This window comes from Prevotella sp. CAG:255 (genome assembly GCF_000431195.1).
Classification (GTDB): domain Bacteria; phylum Bacteroidota; class Bacteroidia; order Bacteroidales; family Bacteroidaceae; genus Prevotella; species Prevotella rara.
In genome coordinates this window covers 107,707-134,095 of sequence record NZ_HF986819.1, presented here as the reverse complement: position 1 = coordinate 134,095, position 26,389 = coordinate 107,707, and the positions used below count along the sequence as shown (strand labels likewise).

The following is a 26,389-nucleotide window of genomic DNA, read 5'->3' as shown; positions in this document are numbered from 1 at the left end:
CCCAAGACCCCAACATTAAAAGTGTTGTGCTCTACCAGCTGAGCTAACGGATCATCTTATCCATTTGTTTTGTAAAGCGAGTGCAAAGGTACGGCTTTTTTCTTAAACTACCAAATTATTTTTCAACTTTTTTTAGTTTTTCTTCGTTTTGCACCTTTTCATGCCCTTCTTTGGTGATGTATCGCTGATAATAGGCTATGAGGATGGTGGTGAGGGGCAGGGCGATGATGAGGCCGATGAAGCCCAGCAGGGTGCCCCATACGGAGAGCGACAGCAGCAGTATGGCAGGGTTGAGGCCCATGGCCTTGCCCATGATTTTTGGTGTTACCACCATGTCGCTTATTATCTGTACGATGCAGAACACGGCCACGGCTCCTGCCAGTATTATCCAGAAGTTCTGGCCTGTGTCGGCAGCCTTGAGCAGGGCAAGGAACACCGTAGGGATGAGCGCGAAGGTGTGCAGATAGGGCACAAGGTTCATTATGCCTATCATTATGCCGAGGCCTATGGCCATGGGAAAGTCTATTATGGTGAAGCCTATGCAGAACATGATGCCCATGCAGAGCGACACGAGCGACTGGCCGCGTATGTAGTTGTTGAGCTCGCGCTCCACGTCGCCCATCAGCTCCTGCCAGAACGGGCGCACCTTCTGCGGGAATATCTTTATCCATTTGGTGGTGAGCGCCTCATAGTCGAGCAGGATGAAGAACATGTACATGAGCGTTATGAGCGATGCCACCACGCTTATGATGATGTTGGCCGTCTGTCCGAGCACGCTGAATAGCTTTGGCATGGCGCTCCTGATGGCCTCTGTTACGTCTTTCTGCTTGAAGAACTGGTGTATCTCGTGGCGGTTGTCCTCAATCCATTGCCTTATGGTGCTGGGAAAGTTGTTTATGTGCGTCGTCTTGTGCAGATAGCGCGAGAGCACATCGCCCAGCTTGTCGAACTGTTCGATCATCGGCGGAACTATGAGATAGAATATCCCCCCTATGACGGCAATGACGAAAATCAGCGCGACAATGATGGACAGCGCCCTTGTGGGCACGTGCATCTTGTACTGGACAAACTTTACGATGGGGTAGAGCAGATAGGCCAGCAGCCATGCCACGAAGAACGGCAGCAGCACGTTGCTCAGATAGTTGGTTATGAACAGCACGGCGCCGACAAGCAGGGCTATGAGCATCCAGCGTATGAATTTGTCGAAAGTGATTTTCTCTTCAAGCATATTTTATCGTGTCAATGTGTTTTGTCCTTGTTTTTGTCTTCCTCAAGCGCCTTGCGGTAACATTCGCGGCAGAGCGGCTCATATTCGGCCTGCTCGCCGAGCATCACGCGCTTCTCGTTGTTCACGAGACGGTGGCTGACGTAGGCCAGCGCGCCGCATCTTACGCAGATGGCATGCACCTTAGTCACCTCGTCGGCAATGGCGCACAGGGCGGGTATGGGGCCGAAGGGCACGCCCTTGAAGTCCATGTCGAGTCCGGCCACGATGACGCGTATGCCCTTGTTGGCAAGTTCGTTGCATACGGCCACGAGTCCGTCGTCGAAAAACTGCGCCTCGTCGATGCCCACCACGTCGATGTCTGACGACAGCAGCAATATCGACGACGACGAGTCGACCGGCGTGCTCATTATGGAGTTGCGGTCGTGGCTGACCACCTCAATCTCAGAATATCGCGTGTCGAGGGCGGGCTTGAAAATCTCCACTCTCTGCTTTGCAAACTCGGCGCGTTTAAGCCTTCTTATAAGTTCTTCGGTCTTGCCCGAGAACATCGATCCGCACACAACTTCTATTCTTCCAGGGCGGTGTGCCTCGCCTGCCAGATTGTTGTTCATTATGGCGCAAAATTACAAAGACGTTTTAAAAATTGCAAAGAAATATAGCGTTTTTTTGCACTCGTGAATTATTTAACTTATATTTGTGGCGAATTATGGGCTTGTTATATATAGTACCCACACCGGTGGGAAATATGGAAGATATGACGCTCAGGGCCATACGCATCTTGAAGGAGGCCGACCTGGTTTTGGCAGAGGACACCCGCACGTCGGGCATACTTCTCAAGCATTTTGAGATAAAGAACCAGCTCTATGCCCACCACAAGTTTAATGAGCACGGCACGTCGGCGTCGATAGTGGAGCGGCTTAAGGCCGGAGCCACGGTGGCTCTGATAAGCGATGCCGGCACTCCCGGCATAAGCGATCCGGGATTCTTCCTGGTGAGAGAGGCTGTCAGTGCAGGTGTAACGGTGCAGTGTCTTCCCGGCGCCACGGCTTTTGTGCCGGCTCTGGTGTCATCGGGACTGCCTTGCGACAGATTCTGTTTCGAAGGCTTCCTGCCCCAGAAGAAGGGGCGCGCAACCAGGCTTGACAGTCTGCGCGAAGAGACCCGCACGATGATATTCTATGAGTCGCCCTACAGAGTGCTGAAGACTCTTGAGCAGTTTGCCGAATATTTTGGCGAAGACCGCAGGGCAAGCGCCTGCCGCGAGATATCCAAGATACACGAAGAGAGCGTGCGCGGCACACTGGCGGAGCTTATAGCCCATTTCAAGGAAACCGAGCCGCGCGGCGAGTTTGTCATCGTGGTGGCCGGCAAGAACGTTAAAGAAAGGAAACCTAATAATTAATAGCATTATGAAAAAGGTATTATTTTTCGCGGCATGTTTTATGGCTTTGGTCGCATGTAACAACGAGAAAACAGGTTCTAATCTGCCTCAGGTAAGCCAAACAGACTCTTTACAGAAGATCATAGAGCAGAAGGACAATGAGATAAACGACATGATGGGAATCCTGAACGATATTGATGAGGGCTTCCGTCTGATTAACGAGGCTGAAAACAGGGTGAGCGTGGCCAAGGACGGCGAGGGTGCCGACAAGAAGCAGCGCATACGCGAGAACATCCAGTTCATACAGCAGCGCCTGGCACAGAACCGCGAGCTGATAGAGAAGCTGCGCAAGCAGGTCAGCGAGAGCTCTGTGAAGGGTGAGGAAATGAAGCGCACAATAGAGAATCTGGTTAAGCAGCTTGAGGACAAAGACCACCAGCTGAAAGATCTCCGCGCACAGCTCGAGGCAAAGGACATACATATCGAGGAGCTCGACATGACAATCAACTCGCTCAACAAGGATGTAAGCAACCTGAAGGGTGAGAGCGAGCAGAAGTCGCAGACAATAAGCAACCAGGACAAGCAGCTCAACACGGCATGGTATGTGTTCGGAACAAAGAAGGAGCTGAAGGAACAGCAGATCCTGGTTAACGGCAAGGTGCTGCAGGGCAACTTCAACAAGAGCTACTTCACAAAGATAGACATCAGAAACTTCAAGGAGCTGAAGCTGTATTCTAAATCTGCAAAACTCCTTACGATGCACCCGTCAAGCAGCTACAAGCTTGAGCGCGACTCTAAAGACCAGTATGTGCTGCGCATAACAAATCCGCAGATATTCTGGAGCACAAGCAAGTATCTCGTGGTGCAGGTTAGATAAATATTGGCAGAATAATTCAGAGAACACATTTTTCTGACTTTTGCGTCAGCATTGTTGGCGGGCAGTATCCGGCATGGGTATTGCCCGCCAATTTTTTTGTGCCATACGTTTTGGGTAATCCCAAATCGGGTTGTTAGCATTCGGTCTGGATTTTTGCTTTATATTGAGTGGATTTTTGTATGATTTTTCGCAGGCATAGCGGGCTATGTCAAGAAAGATCTTACAAAAAGACGCCAATAGAAACAAGAAGACAGGCTGAAAGCATGATGCACAAATTTGATAAAGTTATGTGCGGTCTAATGGCAGATTTTGGTTGAAGCTATGTGCTGAATTAGCAGCTCCTCATAGCCCGTTTCATGCCGCTCCGTGCATGGCTTTATTTCGGCACGGTAAGGCATGGAACTGGGCGAACGGCGTTTTAGCTGTTATAAGTCATTCGTTTGCGATAAAAAACTCGGCCACTTTTGCATCAAAAGTGGCCGAGTTACGGGTCGTAAACGATAGGTTAATGATTTGAAACATATATGCATCGTTTTGCTTAATATCCGTGTTGAATTGGTTGAGAATTGTGCGGGATGTTAAGTAAAACGGCCCATTTTCCTTTCAGATTTTTGCCCTTTTTAAAGTCAAAGCCTTTTTGACCTCCACGGATTCTGATTTTTATTTATATTATGTTTGTGCACCTCGTCATGATGTCGCAGATAATGCCGTTGTTTATACTTTTGCGCGTGTTTTATATTTGTTGTCAAAAAAACGTGTTTCTGTATCAAAAATTAAAGTTTATTGTTGGCGGCTTTAGAAAAAATGCTTATCTTTGTAAAAAGCTACTTGGCTTAAATGTAATAAAATGAAAAACCGGCATATATGACAAAATGTGGCCAACACCGGATCAGCCTACCAGTGATGTTCATCGTTTTGTAGAGGTGATAACCATAAGCCTCTGTGCAGAAAGCACCACATTAAGCAGCATTGGCTTTGTTGCCTGATGCAGGTGCTGTGGAATACAAAAACTTAAAAAGATAGCAATATGGGATAAGAAAGTGTTTTTGAGAAATGCGAAACAGTAATTATGGCGTCGATGTATAAAAGTTTATCAGTTAAAACTTATCGACCATGAAAGGCAATATTTTTATCAGTAAGCTGCTGTTGGCGGTGCTTGTTTCCATGCAGGCTTTCGGCTGCATTTATGCACAGGACAGCGGATTTAAATTGAAAGGCCGTATATGCGAGAAGGACGGCAAATCGGGCATTGGATATGCCACAGTGAAAGTATATAATGACACCGACAGCGCGTCGGTGTATCGCGGAGTGGCCGACGAGGCCGGAGCGTTCAGCATAGGCAGCGTGGCCGCCGGCATCTATCGTGTGGCTGTTACATGTGTAGGCTATGAGGATTATGCCGCACGCGTAAATGTAGGTGCTGACACCGACATGGGCACGATAACGTTAAGCGAAGACAAGAACATGCTTGACGGAGTGACGGTTATGGCCGACTACTCGAAAGTGAAACCTACGGGCGACGTTGTCGTCAAGGTGAAAGGCAATCCTATGGCCAAGGGCAAGACCCTGATCAACTTTATGCGCTATCTGCGCGACCTGGACGTTACAAACAACAGCATAAGTGTGCGTGGCAGAGAAAACACCCTTATATATGTAGACGACCGTAAAGTGAGCTTCGAGCAGCTCAAGTCTATCCCTCCGTCAATGATCGACCGCATAGAGATAATACCTCATGCCGACGCGTCTTACGGAGTGAATGCCACGGGAGGCGTAGTGAAAGTGTATCTGCGCAGCGAGGGCGGACTGCTCGGTTCGGTGTCGCTGTATGGCGAGGCCGACTATTATTCGCCGGTAAGGTTTTCTCCGGGATTTAATCTTCTTTACTCTAAAGGAAAGATAAGCATCGGAAACTTCTTTAACTCGCGCCCTTATGAGCGTTACAGGCCGGAATATTCAGAGACAAGCATACATGAAGGCGTGAAGGACGAAACACATATAAAGGGCGTCAACTACGGCAGGTCGCTTGATGAGAATCTTTCGTTCAGATACTCGTTCAACAAGTTCGACCGCATCGACGTTTATGGCGGAGTGGGCGTCGGCAGCGGCGACAGCCGTCAGACCAGCATCGGCAGCGATTCGGAAACGAAGATGAACACCGACAACAATCATAGAGACTATAACGCCGGACTGCAGTTTCAGAAAGGTCTGTCGGCCGACGGGCGAAGCTATTTCATGCTGAAGACCGAATATAACAAGAGTTTCGAAAATACAGACAACCGCTATGTGGTAGACATCACGTCTGACAAGGCACACAGCAAGTATAACCTCGACGGCGTTTCGGTTGAGCCTTATGTTTCGGTAGGTCTGACAAAGAGGTCGACGCTTTCGGCCGGATTTAATTATTATTATCTTATAGACCGGCATCAGAACAGGGGCACAGAGACTCTGGGCTATGTTTCAGACATGCACTTTGTCAATAAGGGACACGACTGCGCTGCGTGGGCAAGCTATGGCATCACTATAGGCAAACTGTTCATGAGGGCTGCGCTGAACTATATATGGGGCGAGCAGATATATAAAGACTATCTTGCTCCTGAAAACAATGTCAGAAATATAGAGAGAGGCTTGTTCCCGACTTTTGTCCTGCAGTGGGATATAAATCGGGATAAAAGGCGCTTCCTCAATATAGGCTATTTCCGCTATTACTCTTATCCCAACTATAATTACCGTTCGCCGGAGGTGGTATGGCAGAACAGCAAACTTTACAGCGTGGGTAATCCGTCGCTGAAGATGCAGACTTACAACCAGCTGCAGGTGTATTTCTCGCTGAACAGGTCGTGGTCGGCAGATTATCTTATGAATTTCGGCAACGACTTGGTTAAGGTGCTGATGCAGCCTGACGGAAGCCGCCCGGGCGTATATTTTACGCGCCCTGAGAATGCGGGCGACAGGATATATCACAAGCTAAGGCTTACATATTCGGGCCGTCTTTTCGGCTTCTGGTACAGCCGCAACACTCTCGGGGCAGTGTATATGCAGGAGAAGATGCCGGGACGGAAGGTGTGCAACGCCAACATCTCGTTCAGCACAGACAATGATTTCACTCTGTACAAGGGAATAGGCCTTACCATGGCAATGAGTGCTACGAGCAAGACCGAAACGCTGAGCTATGAGAACAACGCGACATATACGATAGACTTCGGTGCCTATGCTTCGCTGCTGAAAGACAAGCTGTCGCTTAACTTTGTATGGGGCAACGTGTTCTACAACAAGAATAAGATGAAAATGTATGGTGACGGATGGGAGGTTACGCGCCTGACGCTGCACTCGAGAACGCGCCTTATGCTTACGGCAACATGGAATTTCAGTCTTGGCGCTAAGATAAAGAAGACCAGTCTGCCTACTTCTGACGGCATGCACAGGCAGACGCCTACGTTGTGATTCCGCCGGGTTGAAGCCATACAAGGTTTATAATAAACAGCAACCTTACAGTCTTGATATAAACACAAAGAATGTGCCGGCGTAAGTTTGCCGACACATTCTTTGCGCATATTGTATGAGATGTTTTTATCTTATTTATGGCAAGGATGGATGAGACTTGATATGGCCTGATGATGACGGACTGAACTGACGTTTATCTCTTTCCCTTGAAAAACTCCTGCATGAGGGTTCTGCATTCCTCCTCAAGCACGCCTGCAGTAACTTCGGCTTTAGGGTGAAGAGCCTTTGGAGCGTAGATGTGAAATCCGCGCTTGTCGTCGCTTGCACCGTAAACCACTCGCTTTATCTGTGCCCAGCCGATGGCTCCGGCGCACATGGGGCACGGCTCAACGGTTACGTAAAGCGTGCAGTCGGTGAGATACTTGCCGCCCATGAAGTTCTCGGCAGCTGTTATGGCCTGCATTTCGGCGTGTGCTGTTACGTCGCACAGCGTTTCTGTCAGGTTGTGGGCACGCGAAACTATGCGGTCGTTACACACGATGACGGCTCCTATAGGTATCTCGCCGGCCTCTCCTGCCGCCTCGGCTTCGGCCAGAGCCTTGCGCATAAACTGTTCGTCCTTCTTCTGTTGTGTCTCCTGCTTGTTGTCTTCGTGGTTGTTAAAGCCGTTGTTTGTCATATCTTTGTTTTTGTGCAAAAATACAACATTTCGCAATAACAGCCTTTGATGTATAGCAGAAAAGTTGTATTTTTGCATTACAGCCGCGGCATTGCAGTTGCTGAAGACGTTGCTGCACGGCGGCTCAACATTTCAAAACAACATGAAAAACTCATGGCAGAGCATAACAATATAGGCCGTTGGGGCGAGCAGAAGGCAGCCGAGTATCTTGAGCAGCACGGCTTCAGGATAATATGGCGCGACTGGCGCGACGGCCATCGTGACATCGACATTGTGGCAATCGACGCTGATTGTCTGGTGGTTGTTGAGGTGAAGACCAGGCGCAATGCCGACTTTATGGCGCCCGAACAGGCTGTCGACGCCCGAAAGATACGCAACCTAAGTCTGGCTGCGGCAAAGTTTGTCAGGGCCAACAACATAGAGATGCCCGTGCGCTTCGACATCGTGTCGGTTACGGGCGTGCCCGGAGGGCCGTGCGAGATTAACCATATTGAGGATGCTTTCTTACCCCTGTCTTATTGAAAAATGGAAGATATAAAGATAATAAAGGTTGACGAAACCAGTTCGACAAATGTTCTTATGCGCGAATACTCCGGCGAAGAAGGCCGGCTTATGACCGTGGGCGTTGCCGCCTTTCAGTCGGCAGGGCGCGGTCAGGGCGAAAACAAGTGGGAGAGTGAGCGCGGCAAGAACCTTACGTTCAGCATAAAGGTCTATCCCGTGGCGTTGCCGGTTATGCGCCAGTATGTCATGCTCGAGGCTGAGTCGTTGGCCATACGTGACGCTCTTGCCGGATATGTCGACGACATCACGATAAAATGGCCGAACGACATCTACTGGCGTGACAAGAAAATCAGCGGCACGCTCTCTGAATGTACTATCAGCGGAAGCCACGTAGGCAGCTGTATTCTCGGCACAGGCATCAATCTCAATCAGCGTGAGTTTGTGAGCAATGCGCCCAATCCGGTATCGTTGTCTCAGATATTGGGCCGCGACATTGACGCCGATGAGGTGCTCGGTGTGCTTCTCCGCCGTTTCGAGGTTTATCTCGGCATGGTCAATGAGGGCCGTTATGACGAGGTGGCGTCGCTTTATTCTGCCGCTCTCTATCGTCGCAGCGGCCGTCATGCCTATAATGATGCCGGCGGCGACTTCATGGCGGAGCTTGAATGTATCGAGTCTGACGGCCATCTTGTTCTTCGGCGCGACAACGGCAGTCTTAGCAGATATGCGTTTAAGGAGGTGAAGTATGTTTTATAATGAAGTAGTTAAAGTAGTTAGAAGTAGTTAAAGGAGTTAAAGTCATATGCATTGTTGATAAAAACATTACTGGTAAGACAGTAAATATTATTTTTAACGCAGCATCAATTTTTAATTATACAAATATTGCTGACTGCACAGAATAAAGATATTGTCACAAAGCACATACAGCAACAAAGCATATGACTTTAACTCCTTTAACTACTTCTAACTCCTTTAACTCCTAAACGATAAATAATTAATGACTAAATAATTATGGCAAAGTACAAAAGAATTTTATTGAAACTTAGTGGCGAAAGCCTGATGGGAAAACAGAACTTCGGCATCGACCCGGAGCGTCTCGGCGACTATGCGCGCCAGATAAAGGAAGTGCACGAGATGGGTGTGCAGATTGGTATCGTTATCGGAGGCGGCAACATCTTCCGCGGACTCAGCGGTGCCGGCAAGGGCTTCGACCGCGTTAAGGGCGACCAGATGGGTATGTGCGCAACGGTTATCAACTCGCTCGCATTAAGCTCTGCTCTCGGTGCTGTAGGCGTAAAGACAAAGGTGATGACGGCTATACGCATGGAACCGATAGGCGAGTTCTACAGCAAGTGGAAGGCCATCGAGGCTATGGAGGCCGGCTATGTGTGCATATTCTCTGCCGGAACAGGTTCTCCTTACTTCACAACCGACACAGGCTCGTCGCTCCGCGGTATTGAGATTGAGGCCGACGTTATGCTCAAGGGCACACGTGTTGACGGCATCTATACTGCCGACCCGGAGAAGGATCCTACTGCAGTGAAGTTTAAGGACATCACTTACGATGAGATTTATACACGCGGACTGAAGGTGATGGACCTTACAGCTACAACAATGTGTAAGGAAAACAACCTGCCTATCTATGTGTTCAACATGGACGTTGTGGGCAACCTGAAGAAGGTTATGGACGGCGAGGAGATAGGTACGCTGGTTCACAACTGATAGCATCATAAATGCTCAAGCCGCTTACGTTGCTGTCTTATCTGCATCTTTTTTATGTTTGAACGGCAGGCAGCACTATCGTAGGCGGGCACATCCGTTGAAATTGAGGATGTATCTTCATTAATATAAAAAAGAAGCCGTTGCCTCTTTGCGCATAAATGTCTGTGCTTGAGGCAACGGCTTCTTCTTTTTTTATGTCTTAAAGGACTTACATGTCGAGCGTAATGCCCTTGTTGTCAATCTTCTTATATTCTTTTCCGTTCACTGTTACGTTTGCAGAGTTACGTGCGCTGAAGGTCTTTCCCTTCGACTTGACGTTGATGTCCTGCAGCTTAACGCCGTCAGTGTTGTTGATTACGATACCCTCTTTGGCGTTGTTTACCTCGAGGTCGGTTATCGTTATGTTCTTCACCGGCATCTCGGGTAGTCCGTTGAAGTAGGCTGCACGGCGCGCAGTGCGGCATATTACATGGTTGATGTTGATGTCGCGGAAGCAAGGTGTTGTCTCGTCTACCTTTATCTTCTTCACGTTCTGCTGTTTTGCCTCGTCGCCGTCGGCAAGAGCCTCTACGGCCGACTTGCCTCCGTAGTAGAGGTCGAAGGTTATTGCGTCGGTCTGAATGTCGAACATTGAGATGTTGTTGATGTAGATGTTCTCAACCACGCCGCCGCGTCCGCGTGTGCTCTTGAAGCGCAGACCCACGTCAGTGCCGAGGAACTGGCAGTCGGAAACATATATGTTCTTCACGCCGCCGCTCATCTCGCTGCCTACAACAAAGCCGCCATGGCCCTTGAACACGGTACATCCGTTAATCAGTACGTTCTCGCATGGTATTCCGCGCTTGCGTCCGTCGGCGTCCTTACCGCTCTTGATGCAGATGCCGTCGTCGCCAACGTCAAATGTAGAGTTCACAACCAGCGCATTCTTGCATGACTCAAGGTCGAGTCCGTCGCCGTTCTGTGCAAATGCCGGGTTTCTTACCTGCACATCCTCTATCAGCACATTCTCACACATCAGCGGATGAATGTTCCATGAAGGAGAGTTCTGGAAGATTACGCCGTTGAGCCATACGTTCTTGCAGCCCACGAGGTTTACCATCACGGGGCGCAGAAAATGCCTGATGCTATGCCATTCGGCGTCGCTCAGATTACCCTTGGGCACGTTCATGTTGCTCATTGAGTCGCCTTTAAGCGCACCTTCAGAAGGGAACCAGAACTTAGGGTTCTTGAATGCTCCGCCGCGTGAAGTAAACTCTTTCCATTGCTTGTCGGTAACCTTCTCGCGTTTCACCGGGCGCCAGTATTCTCCGTTGCCGTCTATCACTCCGGCTCCGGTTATCGCCACGTTTACAAGGTTGTGGCCCGATATGGGCGACTGGCAGCGGCGTGTGTTCAGTCCTTCGAACGACGCATCTATAAGCGGATAGAGGTCGATGTCGGGCGAGAACAATATCACTGCACCCTTGTTGAGGTGAAGGTTGATGTTGCTCTTGAGAGTTATCGGACCGGTGAACCACACACCCTGCGGCACAACGAGCTTGCCGCCGCCCTTTTTCTCAAGTGCCTCAATGGCCTTGGCAAAAGCATCGGTACAGAGCGAAGATCCGTCGCCTTTAGCTCCGAAGTCTTTCAGGTTAACCTCGTTGTCGGGAAACACGGGGGCTGTAACCTGTTCCATCTTGAAGGGCAGATTCTCATACAGACAGCTGTATTTGTCTGTGCCGGTGGCGCTTGCACCAAGTGTAAGCAGGCATGCGCACACCAAAAAGAAGATTTTTCTCATTTATTTTTATTGGTTTAAGTTAGTAGATTCATGTAGTTTTATTATTGCCGGGACGGCCGCAGGAGCTATTTCTCCTCTTCATAGTCGACATATTCTCCTTCGTTTTTCGAGAATATCTTGCGGTTCATCTCGTCGGGCGTGCGCCGGTCGATAATTATTTCGTCGTCGCCTGATGTCTGTCGGTACTGCTGCCGGTCCTGTCCGTTGCCGTTGTCCTGGCCCCTGAAGCCCTTAAACTGTTTCTTCACACTGTGGAAAGTGCGGTATATCTTGTAGGCAACCACGCCTACGACGATGAATATTCCGAGCAGTATTATGAATAAGAAGTTTAATAAAGCAGCAATCATTATTTGTTCTTTGAATTAAGATAAACCGATAATATTACATACCATGCGATTATTATGGCGAAGGCCGAGATGCCGAAGATGATGAGCAGCGGCACGCAGGTTATAAGGAAAATGTATTTAACCTCGTTGCCTTTCCATCCCCATTGCTTAAACTTAAGGGCAAACATCGGTATCTCGCTCACCAGCACATAGCTGCAAAGGAAAATAAGCAATATTACGGCCGGCACCATCCACGGCGACGACTCGAGCACGTCGGCAGCTCCCACGATGAGCGAGCCCCAGAACAGGGCGTTGGCCGGCGTGGGCATGCCTATGAACGATGTGGTCTGACGCTCGTCAAGATTAAACTTGGCAAGGCGCAGCGCCGAGAACGCAGCCATGACGAAGGCCACGAAGGGCAGCACCGGGCGCAGCGGCTCGAGAAACGACGGATAGTCCATCACGCCGAGCTGATAGAACACCATCGTGGCCGGCGCCATGCCGAACGTGATGTCGTCGGCAAGCGAGTCGAGCTCCTTTCCGATTGGCGACGACACCTTTAGCAGGCGTGCGCTCATGCCATCGAAGAAGTCGAACACGGCACCCAGAATGATGAACGTCAGCGCCATCTTGGGCTGTCCGCCGAAGGCGTAAGCCGTGGCTATGCAGCCCGAGATAAGGTTGCAGCACGTGATAGTGTTCGGAATATTTCTTACTATGATGTTTGCCATAACGTAGCGTAGTTATCGGCCGTGTACTTTCATTCGCAGAAAGGGCGGCTGTTATGTTTATTTAAGCCGTGCAATAATCGTGCGGTTGCCTGTTGTAGCCTGTCCCATCTTCACGCAAACCTCAGTTCCGAGTGGCAGATACACGTCAACGCGCGAACCGAACTTGATAAATCCGAGATGCTCGTCGATGTAGCAGTCTTCTTCAGGCTTGGCGTAGGTTACGATGCGTCGTGCCACCGCACCTGCTATCTGGCGGCACAGCACTTCGGTGCCTTCGGGAGTCTCGAGCATCACATCGGCGTGCTCGTTCTCCTCGCTGGCCTTTGGCAGCCATGCCTTGTGGTAGTTGCCGTTCTGATGATGAACGAATTTCACTTTGCCGTCAACCGGGAACCAGTTGGCGTGAACGTTGAACAAGCTCATAAAGATGCTTATCATGAGACGTTTGTCGTGAAAGTACTCATCTTCAAAAACCTCCTCGATAACCACCACTTTTCCGTCTGCCGGAGCCACTACCACCTTCTCGGTCTCGCCGTCGAAGTAGCGCTTGGGGCATCTGAAGAAGTTTACCACTATGGAATAGATTACGCCGAAGACGACGACAAAGCTCCAGAACGGAATTTTGTTGTCGACATAGAACCACAGAATCAAGGCTATGGCCACAAACGCAGTCAGTCCGTAGACCAGCGTGTCAGTGCCCTCTCGATGAAGTCTTACATTCTTAAGTTTCTTTATTCTTTTTCCCATAGTAAAGTTTGAAGTGGAAAATTATTTGCAAAGGTACGCCTTTTTTGTGTAATTGGCAAATTTTTTGCATTATTCTTTAATAAATACACATTGTCCGGCAGCTGCGGCTTAATCGGCTGATAGTTCGATTTTTATTGTTTGCTCCGCTGTCCTGTTGCGGTTTCCGTTCTCGTTTGCTCCTTCTGCGGGTGTCCGGCTGAAGCGGCCGGGGCATGTCCTTGTTTCAGCTTTCGTGTGTCATGCCTTTTATGCTTGATGTCAGGTGTCGCCGATGTATAATGTGATGCTGCGCGGATTCACATTGTCGCGATATTCGCCGTGTCGCCTTACATTCTGATTTTGCCTGACGCTCTCATTCTGAAGTATTTGAAAATAAAAATAATTCGCACGGAAATACGGGCTGAAATCGTGTGCAAACATAAATGTGTTGATATCAGAGTGTTGCATGGCTATGGCGGTTTGTGTGCATAAAATTTAGCCTTAAAACGGCTGAAATACTATGAAATTCGGGTTAAAACGGCTGCAAACCATAATGCCGGACGAGGCTTTTCATCTTATAAAAGGTGCCCTTTCGCTGTGTAAGAGCATGCTTTTCGGTGAATTGTCTGCCGCTTTACGGTCTTTCAGGCATGTTTTTACGCTTAGGCGTTTCTATTTCGTCTGAAAATCCTGACATAATCATGATGACACAATGCAATGATAATGGCCGGTTTGACTGTCAAAGTAACATCTCCGTCAACGCTCATGGCTGCTGCCCTGCGTGTGTCCGTGCGGTTGTCAGGGCGTGTGCGTGCATGTCGTATAAACATAAAAAAACAATCTGCATAAGATAATTTTCACATTATTATTTTGGCTGTTTCAGTTTTTCAGAATAACTTTGACGCTCTAAAAGCGCAAATGTAGTTTATGCAAGATTTCGTCCATTTACACGTACATACTTATTACTCCATTCTTGACGGACAGTCGAGCGTGCAGAAACTTGTAGACAAGGCTGTGGCCGACGGCATGAAGGGCATGGCCATAACCGACCACGGCAACATGTTCGGCATAAAGGAGTTTTACAACTACTGCAAGAAAGTCAACGGCAAGCTGAAGGCCGAGGGCAAGGAGCCTTTCAAGCCCATATTCGGCTGCGAGATGTATGTGGCACGCCGTACAAAGGACGACAAGGAGAAAGAGAAGGGCGACATGGGCGGATACCACCTCATTGTGCTTGCAAAAAACTACAACGGATACAAGAACCTTATTAAGTTGGTTTCGCGCGCGTGGGTAGACGGCTATTACATGCGTCCGCGTACCGACCGCGCCGATCTTGAGAAATATCACGAAGACCTCATCGTCTGTTCGGCATGTATAGCCGGCGAGGTGCCCGCAAAGATTCTCAAGGGCGACATGGAGGGGGCACGCGAGGCCATAGAGTGGTATCACCGCGTGTTCGGCGACGACTATTATCTCGAGCTTCAGCGCCACAGAGTCACCAATCCGCATCAGCGCGCCAACCGCGAGACTTATCCGCTGCAGGTGCGCGCCAACAAGGCTCTGATGGAGCTGGCGGAGGAGTATGGCATAAAGACCGTATGCACAAACGACGCCCACTTCGTTGACGAAGAGAACGCCGAGGCCCACGACCATCTGCTCTGTCTGTCTACGGGCAAGGACCTCGACGACCCTAACCGTATGCTCTATTCAAAGCAGGAGTGGTTTAAGACGCGCGAGGAGATGAACGCCGTGTTCAGCGATGTGCCCGAGGCACTTAGCAACACGCTCGAGATACTCGACAAGGTTGAGACCTACAGCATCGACCATGCACCTATCATGCCGTTCTTCCCCATACCCGAAGAGTTTGGTACGGAGGAGGACGTGCGCCGAAAATATTCAGAGAAACAGCTCTACGATGAGTTCACTACCGACGAGAACGGCGAAAATCCGCTGCCGCCCGAAGAAGGCGAACAGAAGATAAAGCGCCTCGGCGGCTACGAAAAGCTGTACCGCATAAAGTTTGAGGCCGACTATCTGGCCAAGCTTGCCTACGACGGAGCAAAGCGCCTGTATGGCGACCCGCTGCCCGAGGAGGTGGCAGAGCGAGTGAAGTTTGAGCTGCACATTATGAAGACGATGGGTTTCCCCGGCTACTTCCTTATCGTGCAGGACTTCATCAACTCGGCGCGCGACGAACTCGGAGTGATGGTTGGCCCCGGACGTGGCTCGGCCGCCGGTTCGGTTGTTGCCTACTGTCTGGGTATTACGAAGATAGACCCTATTAAATACGACCTTCTGTTTGAGCGTTTCCTCAACCCCGACCGTATATCGTTGCCCGATATCGATACCGACTTCGATGACGACGGACGCGGAAAGGTGCTCGAATGGGTGGAAGACAAATACGGACACGACAAGGTGGCGCACATCATCACCTACGGCACCATGGCCACAAAGAACTCCATTAAGGACGTTGCGCGCGTGGAGAAGCTGCCGCTCGACGTGTCTAACCACTTGTGCAAGGCCATCCCCGACCGTCTGCCCGACGGCCTGAAGATGAACCTGCCCAATGCCATTAAGTGCGTGCCCGAGCTGCGCGAGGCTGAGGCAAGTCCCGACCCGCAGCTCAGCAATACGATAAAATATGCAAAGATGCTTGAGGGCACCGTGCGCGGAACGGGTATACACGCCTGCGGAACCATCATCTGCCGCGACGCAATCAGCGACTGGGTGCCCGTCAGCACGGCCGAAGACAAGTCGGACCCGGGCCACAAGCTCCTTGCCACACAATACGACGGACACGTCATCGAGGAGACCGGACTGATAAAGATGGACTTCCTCGGACTCAGCACATTGTCCATACTTAAGGAGGCTGTAGAGAACATACGCTTCACGCAGGGCATAGAGGTAGACCTCGACAACATACCTATCGACGACGAGCTTACCTATAAGCTCTATCAGGAAGGCCGCACCGTGGGCACATTCCAGTTTGAGTCGGCCGGCATGCAGAAATATCTGCGCGAGCTTAAGCCTACCGTATTTGAGGACCTCATAGCCATGAACGCCCTCTATCGCCCCGGACCTATGGACTACATCCCCTCGTTCATTGCCCGAAAGAACGGCAAGGAGGAGATAAAGTATGATATTCCCTGCATGGAGAAATATCTGAAGGACACTTACGGCATTACAGTGTATCAGGAGCAAGTCATGCTCCTGTCGCGTCAGCTTGCCAACTTCACCCGAGGCGAGAGCGACGCCCTGCGTAAGGCCATGGGTAAGAAGAAGAAGGACATCGTCGACGCCATGAAGCCTAAGTTTATCGAGGGCGGAAAGAAAAACGGACACGACCCGAAGGTGCTCGAGAAGATATGGGCCGACTGGGAGAAGTTTGCTTCTTACGCTTTCAACAAGAGTCACGCCACGTGCTATTCGTGGGTGGCTTATCAGACGGCTTATCTCAAGGCGCACTACCCGGCAGAGTTTATGGCGGGCAACATGAGCCGATGCCTTAACGACATAACGAAGATAACCAAGCTGATGAACGAATGTCAGGCCATGGGCATAGCCTGCATGGGCCCTGACGTTAACGAGAGTCGCCAGAAGTTCAGCGCCAACAAGAAAGGCGAGGTGCGCTTCGGCCTCGGAGCCATCAAGGGCATGGGCGACGCTGCTGCTCAGGCCATCATCGACGAGCGCGAGAAGAACGGACAGTATAAAGACATATTCGACTTTGTGCAGCGCGTCAATCTCTCTGCCGTTAACAGCAAGGCGCTCGAGAGCCTTGTGCTCAGCGGGGCATTCGACGGCTTCAAGATCAAGCGCGAGAGCTTCTTTGCGCGCAATCCTGACGGCCGCACGTTCCTCGAAACCCTTATGCGCTACGGACAGGTGTATCAGCAGGAGAAAAACGAGTCGCGTCAGTCTCTGTTCGGAGCTATGGAAGAAGTGGAGATAGCCACGCCCGCCATACCTCAGGCTGAGTCGTGGAGCGCCATAGAGAAGCTTAACCGCGAGCGCGACCTCGTGGGCATATACCTCTCGGCACACCCGCTCGACGAGTTTGAGTTTATCCTCAAGAACCTTTGCAACACCCAGTGTCAGGAGCTCAACGACCGCATCGAGCTGTCAAAGAAGCAGGAGGTGGTGCTGGGAGGCATCGTCACGGCCGTTAGAAGCAAATACACCAAGACCGGCAAGCCCTGCGGCTTTGTCACCATTGAAGACTTCGACGGCTCGGGCGAGCTGGCCCTGTTCGGCGAGGAGTGGGGTAAGTGGCGCGGAATGCTTATCGAAGGCTGCACGGTCATGGTCAAGGCACAGTTTGTGCAGCGCTTCCGCAACAGCGACATGATGGAGATGCGAATAACCGACATACAGTATCTGCAGACCGTAAAGGACACACAGATAGAGAAGATAACCATATCGCTCGAGGCTGACAAGCTGGACGACACCACCGTGTCTGACCTTGTTACGATAATAAAAGACGCGCCGGGCACCACGCAGCTGTTCTTCCAGGTGCGCGAGACGAGCAACAGCAAGCCCTTTGTGCTGCGCAGCCGCAAGGAGAAGATAGACATCAGCAAGGAACTGATATCCTTTATTAAAGGATGCGAGGCGCTCGACTATAAAATAAACTGACAAATATAATTGCCCGCCACGATGTGTGACAATTGGCCGCAAAGGCTCTGTCAGAGAAAATATGGCATAATGTTTGTTGGCAAAACAGTAGAAGACAAAACCTAATTATTAACATAATAAATTACAAAAGAAAGATGGAAAAAATTACAACAGAGAACTTTGAGAGTCTGAAGAATGGCGCACTGCCTTTAGTAGTTGATTTCTGGGCTACATGGTGTGGTCCTTGCCGTGCCATCGCACCTATCGTTGAGGAGCTGGCTAACGAGTACGAAGGCAAGATCGTTGTTGGTAAATGCGACGTAGAGGAGAACGACGACATCGCCATGGAGTTTGGCATCCGCAACATTCCTACAATACTGTTCATCAAGAACGGTGAGGTTGTAGACAAGTTTGTAGGTGCAACAACAAAGGCAAAATTGCAGGAGAAGTTTGAGTCTCTGCTGTAATAACACGCCTGAAGATATTTTTTAGTGCGGAGCGGCTTTAATGTTATTAATGCCGCTCCGCATTTTTTGTATGTCATAGCATGGCTGCGTGCATGGCACGGGCTGGGGGCGGCGCTTTGTGATTTTGTGTTTTTCTGAAAAAAAACAACCGCGGCATGCAGTATTTTCGTCCTTTTTATATCATATATAAAGGGCACCTGCGGCGCCCGACACGTAGATATGGAAACAGAAGAACTTGTCAGAAGATGTAAGGATGGTGACAGAGGTGCCTTGGCGCTTCTGTATCAGACCTATTCCGGCAGGTTGTTCAGGCTTTGCGCAGATATCGTTAAAGACAAAGACGTAGCCCAGGACCTGCTCCACGACGGCTTCATCATAATATTCTCGTCGATAGGCTCGCTGCGCAGTCCTGCCCGCCTTGAGGCATGGATGAGCAGGGTGATGGCCAATCTTGCCGTGAAATATCTCAACGACAGAAAGAACCGGCCTGTGGCCGGAGCTGTGGCAGACGTGCCGGTTGAGACTGAAGAAGGGCAAGGCGGGTGCGACATTCCGTTTGATGAGCTTATGCGCATGATCGACATGCTGCCCGAGGGCTACCGCAACGTGTTCCGCCTGTCGGTGCTCGAAGGCCTGTCGCACGACGAGATAGCCCGTATGCTAGGCATCAGGCCGCGCACGTCGTCATCACAGTTGCTCAGGGCACGTGTCAGTTTGCAGAAGATGATAACTGCCTACAGAGCCCGCCTCGTTCTGCTTTTGGCTGCAGTGGCCGTTTCAGTAGTGACGTTATTGCTCCGGCAGCCGTTCAGACGGACAACCGGAGTTGACGTGGCGTCTGTCGGCACAGCCCGTCACGCAGCCGGTGGCAGCTGCGCAGACCCCGTGGCAGATATGCATGCCGCACCGTCGGCAGACGGAAATGTCGTGCGGAGGCTCCATGCCGAAGACTCTCTTGGCGCAGGGCTTTGTCTGTCTTGTCCTGCCGACACCTTGCGTGCTGATGCCCTTGCCGAAAGTGTTGACGCCCTGTGCCGCATTGCCGGCAGCGGATCGGCCGTAGCCGTTGAGCCGTCGCTTGTCATGGCAGATGTGGCTCCTGCCGACACTTCATGTGTTAATGTCACAACAAAGAGCCATGACGGCTGGCTGCTCGGATTCAGTTCGATGATGGAAAGGGCGTCGGACGTGATAATGCCGCGCATAATCGAGGTTATAGAACATGCTGTAGGCTCGGGCACGAGGGTGGAGATTGAAACCTGGGAGCAGCTCGTACATTATCTCACTTATGATGTCGGCGAGAGTCTTGATCCGATAGAGCGCGACGTTCTTCTGCGCATAGCGCTTATGAACAGCGGCAAGATTGTTACGCACAAGAACTATGAAAAGCCGCTGCAGCTGGGGCTCAACTTCAACCGGCGTCTGTCTGACAGATGGAGCCTTGACATGGGACTGCGCGTTACACGGCACACCACCAACATGCTTACAGGCAGTTCTGACACGACAAACATCAGCGAGCGTCAGCGCATATTTTATGTAGGCATGCCCGTAAATGCCACTTACACGTTTGTGCGGCGCGGCCGTATGTCTGCCTATCTGACTGCCGGCATGGCTATAGATGTCCCGTTCAGCGCAAAGTCAGACAAGCTTTACAACATCGACGGTAAGACTGAGTTCAGCAGGTCTGTTAGCCTTGGCTTCACCGGACTGCAGTGGTCTGTGGGTGCTGGCGTCGGCATGGCTTATGAGATTGCACCGCATCTCGAACTGTTCTTCAGTCCGCGTATAACGTGGTATATCCCTAACGGCAGCAAGGCCGAAACCCAGTGGACCGGCAAGCCCCTGCAGATATCCCTGCCTTTCGGTATCCGCATCAGTTACTAAGCGCTGTCGGCTTTGAATAAAAAGTTTTTTTTAAAAAACTCGTCACTCATCACATTTCTGCGTAACACGCTGACAAACAATGCATTATGGTGTGACGAGTTGAAATCTCAACTCGTCACATCCGTTACATCTAGTCATATGAATATGTCGTTGTCCTTATTCCGGTTGACTTCAGACTGGCAATTTCCTGATTAAAGTTGACTCTGATAAGACTTATTACTGCCGTCTGTTGACTTAAATACCCAAGTTTTCATCATATACAGCCCTGTAGGGACACACCCCAGGTGTGTCCAGCTAATGCATTACATAAAAATCCTCCACATGATATAATTAAATATAAATACCTGTTATATTGATAGTTACATTAAAACTTAAACGAATCCTTGGGACAGCGATGAATCCATATTATTCATCAAAATGATGTTACAGACTATAAAATTTTACATGTAATCGGGCTGCGGACGCACCTGGGGTACGTCCCTACGTTTACTATCAACAAGACTAATGACTTTAACTCCTGGCTCACCCCTGTGAGCGATAACTCCTTTAACTACTATAACTCCTAAAAAGAATCTACTTTAACTTCTAAATAATACTCCAAAAAGCCCCATGTGACGAGTTGAAATCTCAACTCGTCACACCATAAAGCCTTGATATTCATGAGATTAAGCGGCATTGTGACGAGTGATGAGTTTTTATTAAAAACTTTTTCCGTTATGCGGTGGGCGATGTAGACGGTATATTCAGGTGTGTTCTTTTAATGTAAAAGCATACCTTTCGCATTGTCGTTTGCCGCATATTGGAGCCTGAAAGGTGCCCTTTTGCATTGCGAAAGGCCGTCTTTTGCAGTGCTTTTAAATCCAAACTTGTTATTATGATTCGGCCGGATTGCCGTTTGTCTTTATAAAATCGGGAAATGCGTGCAGTATTTTCTGCCGTTAGCACTCATTATGATTAGAACAAAAAGACAGAAAATATGCAGGCAAGACATTTGGACAGGCGCCGCTACTTCATGGAAGAGGCGGCAACGACAGAAAAATATTTTATACCATATCTCAGCCGTTTTATAGCTACGAGTGGGGTTAGAGTGCTTGAGGTGGGATGCGGCGAGGGCGGCAATCTGCTGCCGTTTGCGCGCAGGGCGTGCCGTGTTACGGGTGTGGATATGTCGGAACTGAGAATCAGACAGGCGCAGACTTACTTCAGGGAAGAAGGGGCCGCGGCTGAGCTGGTGTGCTGCGACATACTTGACTACGACTGCCGTGGCCGCAGCTTCGACCTTATCATAATGCACGACGTGGTGGAGCATGTGCCCGACAAGGCCGCACTGCTGTCAAAGCTCAGCAGCATGCTGGCTCCGCATGGTGTGGTGTTCGTAGCCTTTCCGCCGTGGCAGATGCCTTTCGGCGGCCATCAGCAGATAGCCCGCAGCCGGTTGCTGTCGCGCATGCCGTTTGTCCATCTCCTGCCACGTGCCGTTTATGGGCACGTGCTCAGGCTCTTTGGCGAAGACGACTTCACCGTAGGCGAGCTGATGTCAATAAGGCAGACGCGCTGCACGGTAGAGGCTTTCGGCCGTATTGCTGTGCGGGCGGGATATGCCGTGGCCGACATGCGGCTGTGGATGATAAATCCTCATTATGAAACCAAGTTTGGCCTCAGGCCGCTGGTGCTGCCCTCGCCGCTGCGCATGCTGCCGTATGTCAGAAACTTTCTTTCCTCGTCGTGCTTCTATGTGCTGCGCCGCAGCTGACGCCGCTGCCGGCGTTAGGGGCTGGTTCAGAACGTGGTGCCTTTGAAAATGTTGCTCCGCTCAGGCTTCCACAACATTCCGCTCAGCGTCAGCTTGTTTGAGTTGAAGTTGGGCTGTATGCTGACGGTAGCCTTGTTGGCATCCTTCCATAGCGAAATGAACAGCTGCGCAGATATGCCTTTGCCCGATACGTTCAGCCTTACGTAGGTGTTGCCCTTCTTGTCGGAGCTTACCTTATAGCCCGTAACGATGCCCTCGAGCGTTATTCCGCCAAGGCCGTTGAAGCCCGACACCGGCACGTTGAACGCCACCTGCACGATGGCATTGCTGCCACTGACTGCCACAAAGTTGGTGCTTGCGGTTACGTGTGCCGTATATCCGCGCTTAAACTCCACTTTGTCGGCCTCTATCGTAAACGCTGTGTCGTTTATTGCCTGCACGGCTTCGGCGTTCAGGGCACTGTCTATGCGTGCCTCCATCAGTTTTCTCTCCTTCTTGCTGAGCTTCCTGTCCTGTGTCCCGTTTTGTGCCATGGCTGCATACGCTGCTGCCACGAACATTATGAATGTTATTATTGTTCTCATGACGTATAAGTTTTTTTAGTTTGTCTTTTATTATAATAATCCGTAAAACCACGAAAACGTGCATTGCGGCAGGTGAAAAATAACTAATAATGACGAACGGATATTATCCGGATGTATGTTTGTCTGTTACCGTCATTTCTTTGTGTCACAGTCAGTATTTCTTTCTGTTTCCATGCCGTAAATGCAGGCTGTAGCTTTTATTGTTTTCCAAATATACAGAATTATTTCAGAATAAAATGTTAGTTTTGTGTAGTTTTTTGGCCGTAGCTGCGTCTAACGGTTAAAAGTAACTTAATTATTCGGATAAGATAATGGAAACAACGGAGAAACAATTTGCGCAGATTGTGCGGGAAAACCGCAGCACGATATACACAGTGTGCTATATGTTCTCGAAAGATGCCGACGAGGTGAGCGACCTGTTTCAGGAGGTGCTCATCAACCTATGGAAGGGTTTTGCGGCCTTTGAGGGCAAGAGCGACATAAGGACATGGATCTATCGCGTGAGCCTTAACACGTGTATTTCGGTCGACCGTAAGAAGAAAAGGCACAAGACCGTGCCGCTGTCGATGAGCATCAACCTGTTTGAAGACAACGATGCCGACACGCGCCAGGTGCAGTTGCTGTATAAAAGAATTAACCGCCTCGGACCTTTCGACAAGGCTCTGGTGCTGCTTTGGCTCGAAAACTTGAGCTACGACGAGATTGGGGCGGTGATGGGTATATCGGCAAAGAATGTTTCGGTTAAGCTCGTAAGGATAAGAGAGTTGCTCAAAAAAATGTCAAACGATTAAAAAAAGGATTCTGTTATGGAGAATATTATAGACAACAACGGACTTGAGGAAATGAAGGCGCAGATGGCCATCCTGAAAAACAAGATAGAAGGGCAGACCATGCTTAACGAGCGCCTGATGAGGCGGGCAATGAACGACCGCATGTCGCTGGTAAGACGTATGGTGGTTTTGGATGTGGTTATGGTGATAGTGTGCATTGCAGCTATGTATGCTTTCATGGAACTGTTTGGCTTGTCGCTGCTGTTCTTTGTGGTGAGCGTTGTGCTGTTTAGCTGGTGCCTGGTGTCCTCTGCCTATATCAACAGGATAAAGGAGAGCGAACTGCTTGAGGGCGACTTGCTGAAAACAGGCGAAAAGCTGGTAAGGATGAAGCGTCAGCGTGTGCGTCTGATGATGATTAACCTTCCGCTTGGTTTGGCATGGGCTGCATGGTACGGCTATGAGATGATTAGTTTAGAGACAGCAAGGGGCGGCAGTCCGCGGAGCATGATTGTAGGTCTGTGTGTAGGCTTTGTCGTAGGAATAATCCTCGGACTGATGATGCTCCGCAAGATGCAGCAGGCTAACGACATAGTGATACGGCAGATTAAGGAGATGAAGGATTTATAGAAAATATTTTTGTGTGGTTGATAATATAACAGAATCCGGTGAAAGGCATTAATAATGTTTGCCTTTCACCGGATTTCGTTATGTTGCGAAATGCTTTATTCTGGTTGTTTTTTCAGAACTTAACCACGCGACTGCCGTCTTCCTGTTCCTCGATAGTTACCTTTGTGGCGTTTTCGGGCAGCAGGTCTTCTATCAGTTCGGGCCATTCTATGAAGCAGATGCTGTTGTTGTAGAAGTATTCTTCATATCCCATGTCATACACCTCTTCAATTTTCTTTATTCGGTAGAAGTCGAAGTGATAGATTGTGTCGCCGGTTGTCTCTGACGTGTATTCGTTGACGATGGCGAAGGTGGGCGACGTTATGACGTCTTCAACCCCCATACACTCGCATACGGCCTTGATGAATGTTGTCTTGCCGGCGCCCATCTTGCCGTAAAAGGCAAATACGTTGCTGCGTCCCATGTTGTCGACAAACTGTTTTGCCGCATGCTTGATGTTTTCAATGTTTTCAATTCTTATCTCCATATTGTTGGTGTTTTTACGTTTCGTTATATTGTCTTTTCACCTTGTTCCCTTGCTTATCTTCCTGTCCGGCTGCCTGGTTTATCGCTTGCGCGCCTTCAGGGTTATCAGCGGCACAATCATCTCTTCGAGGGAGATGCCGCCATGCTGGAACGTATCTTTATAGTAAGACACGTAGTAGTTGTAGTTGTTGGGATAGGCAAAGAACGAGTTGCCCGTGGCAAACACGTATGATGTGCTAAGGTTGGGGGCGGGCAGCTGTGCCTTGTGCGGCTCCTTTATTACGAACACTTCCTTTGCGTTGTAGTTGAGATTCTTGCCCAACTTGTATCTCAGGTTGGTGTTTGTGTTGCGGTCGCCTATGATTTTCACCGGCTTAGATGCCCTTATGCTGCCGTGGTCGGTGGTTATCACGACGGTGTAGTTGCTCTGCGACAGCAACTTAAACAGATCTGCCAATACCGAATGGCGAAACCAGCTTAGCGTTATGCTGCGGTAGGCCGACTCGTCGTTGGCAAGCTCGCGCACCATTTTCGACTCTGTGCGGGCGTGGCTCAGCATGTCGATAAAGTTGATTACCACCACGTTGAGGTCGTTTGCCTCAAGTTGGTTGAACTTCTGTAGAAACTTGTCGGCGCCTGCCGAGTCGTTTATTTTATGGTAAGAGAACGTGTCGCGGCGGCGGAACCTTTCTATCTGTGTTCTTATCAGCGGCTCTTCGTTGAGGTTCTTGCCTTCTTCTTCGTCTTCGTCGACCCACAGCTCGGGAAACATCTGCGCTATCTGCACGGGCATCAGTCCGCTGAATATCGCGTTGCGGGCATATTGTGTCGCGGTTGGCAGAATGCTCATATAGGTCTGTTCGTCGATGTCGAACATGTCGCCTATCTCCTGCGAGAGCATGCGCCACTGGTCGAGGCGGAAGTTGTCGATGACAATCATGAACACCTTTTCGCCGTTGTCGAGCATGGGGAATATCTTTTTCTTGAATATGTCCATGCTCATCAGCGGTCTGTCTTCGTTGTCGGCCTGAGTGTTCTTTGGCGCCTGTCTCATCTGGCTGAGCCTTAGCGTGCCGCGGCTTGCTGAAGATGCGCCTGCCTGTTGTGGCGCCACCCAGTTCATATAGTTGGCTTTTATATATTTTGCGAAGCCGTTGTTGGCCTCTTCTTTCTGCATGTTGAGCATTTCGGTCATGCTGCTGTCGGTGCTGCTGAGCTCCAGTTCCCAATGGACAAGGCGCTTATAGACGTTCATCCAGTCGTTGTATGTCTTGCAGTCGCTTATCTGCAGGGCTATGTCCTGGAAGCTTTGCTGATATCCGCTCTGTGTTATTTCGGTTACAATCTCCTTGCGGTGAATGTTCTTTTTGAGCGTAAGGAGTATCTGGCTCGGGTTGACCGGCTTTATCAGATAGTCGGCAATCTTTGAGCCTATGGCCTGGTCCATGATGTTTTCCTCCTCGCTCTTGGTTACCATAACCACCGGCGTGGCGGGCGATATTTCTTTGATGCTCTGCAGGGTCTCCAGTCCGCTCAGGCCGGGCATCATCTCGTCGAGCAGAATAAGGTCGAAAGTCTTCTGCCGGCACTGGTCTATGGCGTCGGTGCCGTTGGTGACTGTAACCACTTCGTAACCTTTCTTCTCGAGAAAAATGATATGTGCGCGTAGCAGTTCTATCTCGTCGTCAACCCAAAGTAATAATCCGTTGCTCATGTTACTCCTTTCTTTTTGTTATGCTGCCCTTGTCAGGCAGACTGTCGCAG

The 26,389-nt window shown here is 50.0% G+C and carries 23 protein-coding genes; 12 read left to right on the top strand and 11 right to left on the bottom strand.

What is annotated here, in order from left to right:
- Nucleotides 1–115 precede the first annotated feature (115 nt).
- Complete coding sequence (locus tag QVO66_RS08985) at nt 116–1,228, bottom strand: AI-2E family transporter (protein WP_021855146.1); 1,113 nt, start codon at nt 1,226–1,228, stop codon at nt 116–118.
- 11 nt (nt 1,229–1,239) lie between these two features.
- On the bottom strand, nt 1,240–1,839 hold the full coding sequence (locus QVO66_RS08980) for a thymidine kinase (protein ID WP_021855145.1): 600 nt from the start codon (nt 1,837–1,839) through the stop codon (nt 1,240–1,242).
- Nucleotides 1,840–1,934: 95 nt separating this feature from the next.
- Between QVO66_RS08980 and rsmI the strand changes: the two genes are divergently transcribed.
- The 3 genes from rsmI (at nt 1,935) to QVO66_RS08965 (ending at nt 6,927) form a co-directional block, all read left to right on the top strand.
- Entirely contained in the window at nt 1,935–2,630 is a 696-nt protein-coding gene (gene rsmI, locus QVO66_RS08975) for a 16S rRNA (cytidine(1402)-2'-O)-methyltransferase (RefSeq protein WP_021855144.1), read from the top strand.
- A 7-nt stretch (nt 2,631–2,637) separates the two neighbouring features.
- Nucleotides 2,638–3,486 (top strand): hypothetical protein, encoded by an 849-nt coding sequence (locus tag QVO66_RS08970; RefSeq protein ID WP_021855143.1) that lies wholly within the window; start codon nt 2,638–2,640, stop codon nt 3,484–3,486.
- A gap of 1,113 nt (nt 3,487–4,599) precedes the next feature.
- Nucleotides 4,600–6,927, top strand: a complete 2,328-nt coding sequence (locus tag QVO66_RS08965) for an outer membrane beta-barrel protein (protein WP_021855141.1) — start codon at nt 4,600–4,602, stop codon at nt 6,925–6,927.
- A gap of 193 nt (nt 6,928–7,120) precedes the next feature.
- Here QVO66_RS08965 and QVO66_RS08960 read toward each other — a convergent pair whose 3' ends face one another.
- On the bottom strand, nt 7,121–7,606 hold the full coding sequence (locus QVO66_RS08960) for a nucleoside deaminase (protein ID WP_021855140.1): 486 nt from the start codon (nt 7,604–7,606) through the stop codon (nt 7,121–7,123).
- A gap of 153 nt (nt 7,607–7,759) precedes the next feature.
- Between QVO66_RS08960 and QVO66_RS08955 the strand changes: the two genes are divergently transcribed.
- The 3 genes from QVO66_RS08955 to pyrH all read left to right on the top strand — a co-directional run bounded on the left by QVO66_RS08955 (nt 7,760) and on the right by pyrH (nt 9,832).
- Nucleotides 7,760–8,128: a YraN family protein gene (locus tag QVO66_RS08955; RefSeq protein WP_053397507.1), complete on the top strand. Its 369-nt coding sequence runs from the start codon at nt 7,760–7,762 to the stop codon at nt 8,126–8,128.
- 3 nt (nt 8,129–8,131) lie between these two features.
- Nucleotides 8,132–8,866, top strand: a complete 735-nt coding sequence (locus QVO66_RS08950; protein WP_021855138.1) for a biotin--[acetyl-CoA-carboxylase] ligase — start codon at nt 8,132–8,134, stop codon at nt 8,864–8,866.
- A gap of 255 nt (nt 8,867–9,121) precedes the next feature.
- The gene (gene pyrH / locus QVO66_RS08945; RefSeq protein WP_021855137.1) at nt 9,122–9,832 is read left to right on the top strand and encodes a UMP kinase; all 711 of its coding nucleotides are present in this window, start codon (nt 9,122–9,124) and stop codon (nt 9,830–9,832) included.
- 208 nt (nt 9,833–10,040) lie between these two features.
- Here pyrH and QVO66_RS08940 read toward each other — a convergent pair whose 3' ends face one another.
- The 5 genes from QVO66_RS08940 to QVO66_RS08920 form a co-directional block, all read right to left on the bottom strand.
- Nucleotides 10,041–11,615: a glycoside hydrolase family 28 protein gene (locus QVO66_RS08940; RefSeq protein ID WP_021855136.1), complete on the bottom strand. Its 1,575-nt coding sequence runs from the start codon at nt 11,613–11,615 to the stop codon at nt 10,041–10,043.
- 65 nt (nt 11,616–11,680) lie between these two features.
- Nucleotides 11,681–11,962 (bottom strand): DUF4834 family protein, encoded by a 282-nt coding sequence (locus QVO66_RS08935; RefSeq protein WP_021855135.1) that lies wholly within the window; start codon nt 11,960–11,962, stop codon nt 11,681–11,683.
- Nucleotides 11,962–12,672: a CDP-diacylglycerol--serine O-phosphatidyltransferase gene (gene pssA, locus QVO66_RS08930; protein WP_021855134.1), complete on the bottom strand. Its 711-nt coding sequence runs from the start codon at nt 12,670–12,672 to the stop codon at nt 11,962–11,964. The genes QVO66_RS08935 and pssA overlap by 1 nt, the downstream gene beginning before the upstream one ends.
- 57 nt (nt 12,673–12,729) lie before the next feature.
- Nucleotides 12,730–13,419, bottom strand: a complete 690-nt coding sequence (locus QVO66_RS08925; protein WP_021855133.1) for a phosphatidylserine decarboxylase family protein — start codon at nt 13,417–13,419, stop codon at nt 12,730–12,732.
- Between the two features lie 641 nt (nt 13,420–14,060).
- Complete coding sequence (locus tag QVO66_RS08920) at nt 14,061–14,228, bottom strand: hypothetical protein (protein ID WP_288172770.1); 168 nt, start codon at nt 14,226–14,228, stop codon at nt 14,061–14,063.
- A gap of 97 nt (nt 14,229–14,325) precedes the next feature.
- Here QVO66_RS08920 and dnaE point away from each other — a divergent pair, with 97 nt between their 5' ends.
- From dnaE to QVO66_RS08900, 4 genes are all read left to right on the top strand, one after another.
- Complete coding sequence (gene dnaE, locus QVO66_RS08915; RefSeq protein ID WP_021855130.1) at nt 14,326–18,033, top strand: DNA polymerase III subunit alpha; 3,708 nt, start codon at nt 14,326–14,328, stop codon at nt 18,031–18,033.
- A gap of 134 nt (nt 18,034–18,167) precedes the next feature.
- Nucleotides 18,168–18,479 (top strand): thioredoxin, encoded by a 312-nt coding sequence (trxA, locus tag QVO66_RS08910; protein WP_021855129.1) that lies wholly within the window; start codon nt 18,168–18,170, stop codon nt 18,477–18,479.
- 219 nt (nt 18,480–18,698) lie between these two features.
- Nucleotides 18,699–20,363, top strand: coding sequence for a sigma-70 family RNA polymerase sigma factor (locus QVO66_RS08905; protein WP_021855128.1), 1,665 nt, complete (start codon nt 18,699–18,701; stop codon nt 20,361–20,363).
- Between the two features lie 976 nt (nt 20,364–21,339).
- On the top strand, nt 21,340–22,116 hold the full coding sequence (locus QVO66_RS08900; protein ID WP_021855127.1) for a class I SAM-dependent methyltransferase: 777 nt from the start codon (nt 21,340–21,342) through the stop codon (nt 22,114–22,116).
- A gap of 26 nt (nt 22,117–22,142) precedes the next feature.
- Here QVO66_RS08900 and QVO66_RS08895 read toward each other — a convergent pair whose 3' ends face one another.
- Entirely contained in the window at nt 22,143–22,700 is a 558-nt protein-coding gene (locus QVO66_RS08895) for a DUF4251 domain-containing protein (RefSeq protein WP_021855126.1), read from the bottom strand.
- 311 nt (nt 22,701–23,011) lie between these two features.
- On the opposite strand from QVO66_RS08895, the gene QVO66_RS08890 reads away from it, so the two are divergent.
- Together QVO66_RS08890 and QVO66_RS08885 are read left to right on the top strand one after the other, a co-directional pair.
- Entirely contained in the window at nt 23,012–23,491 is a 480-nt protein-coding gene (locus QVO66_RS08890; RefSeq protein ID WP_021855125.1) for an RNA polymerase sigma factor, read from the top strand.
- 15 nt (nt 23,492–23,506) lie between these two features.
- Entirely contained in the window at nt 23,507–24,100 is a 594-nt protein-coding gene (locus tag QVO66_RS08885) for a hypothetical protein (protein ID WP_021855124.1), read from the top strand.
- Between the two features lie 112 nt (nt 24,101–24,212).
- Here the strand turns inward: QVO66_RS08885 and tsaE are convergent, their stop codons facing one another.
- Nucleotides 24,213–24,626: a tRNA (adenosine(37)-N6)-threonylcarbamoyltransferase complex ATPase subunit type 1 TsaE gene (gene tsaE / locus QVO66_RS08880; RefSeq protein WP_021855123.1), complete on the bottom strand. Its 414-nt coding sequence runs from the start codon at nt 24,624–24,626 to the stop codon at nt 24,213–24,215.
- A 78-nt stretch (nt 24,627–24,704) separates the two neighbouring features.
- On the bottom strand, nt 24,705–26,339 hold the full coding sequence (locus QVO66_RS08875) for a bifunctional response regulator/alkaline phosphatase family protein (RefSeq protein WP_021855122.1): 1,635 nt from the start codon (nt 26,337–26,339) through the stop codon (nt 24,705–24,707).
- Between the last annotated feature and the right edge of the window lie 50 nt (nt 26,340–26,389).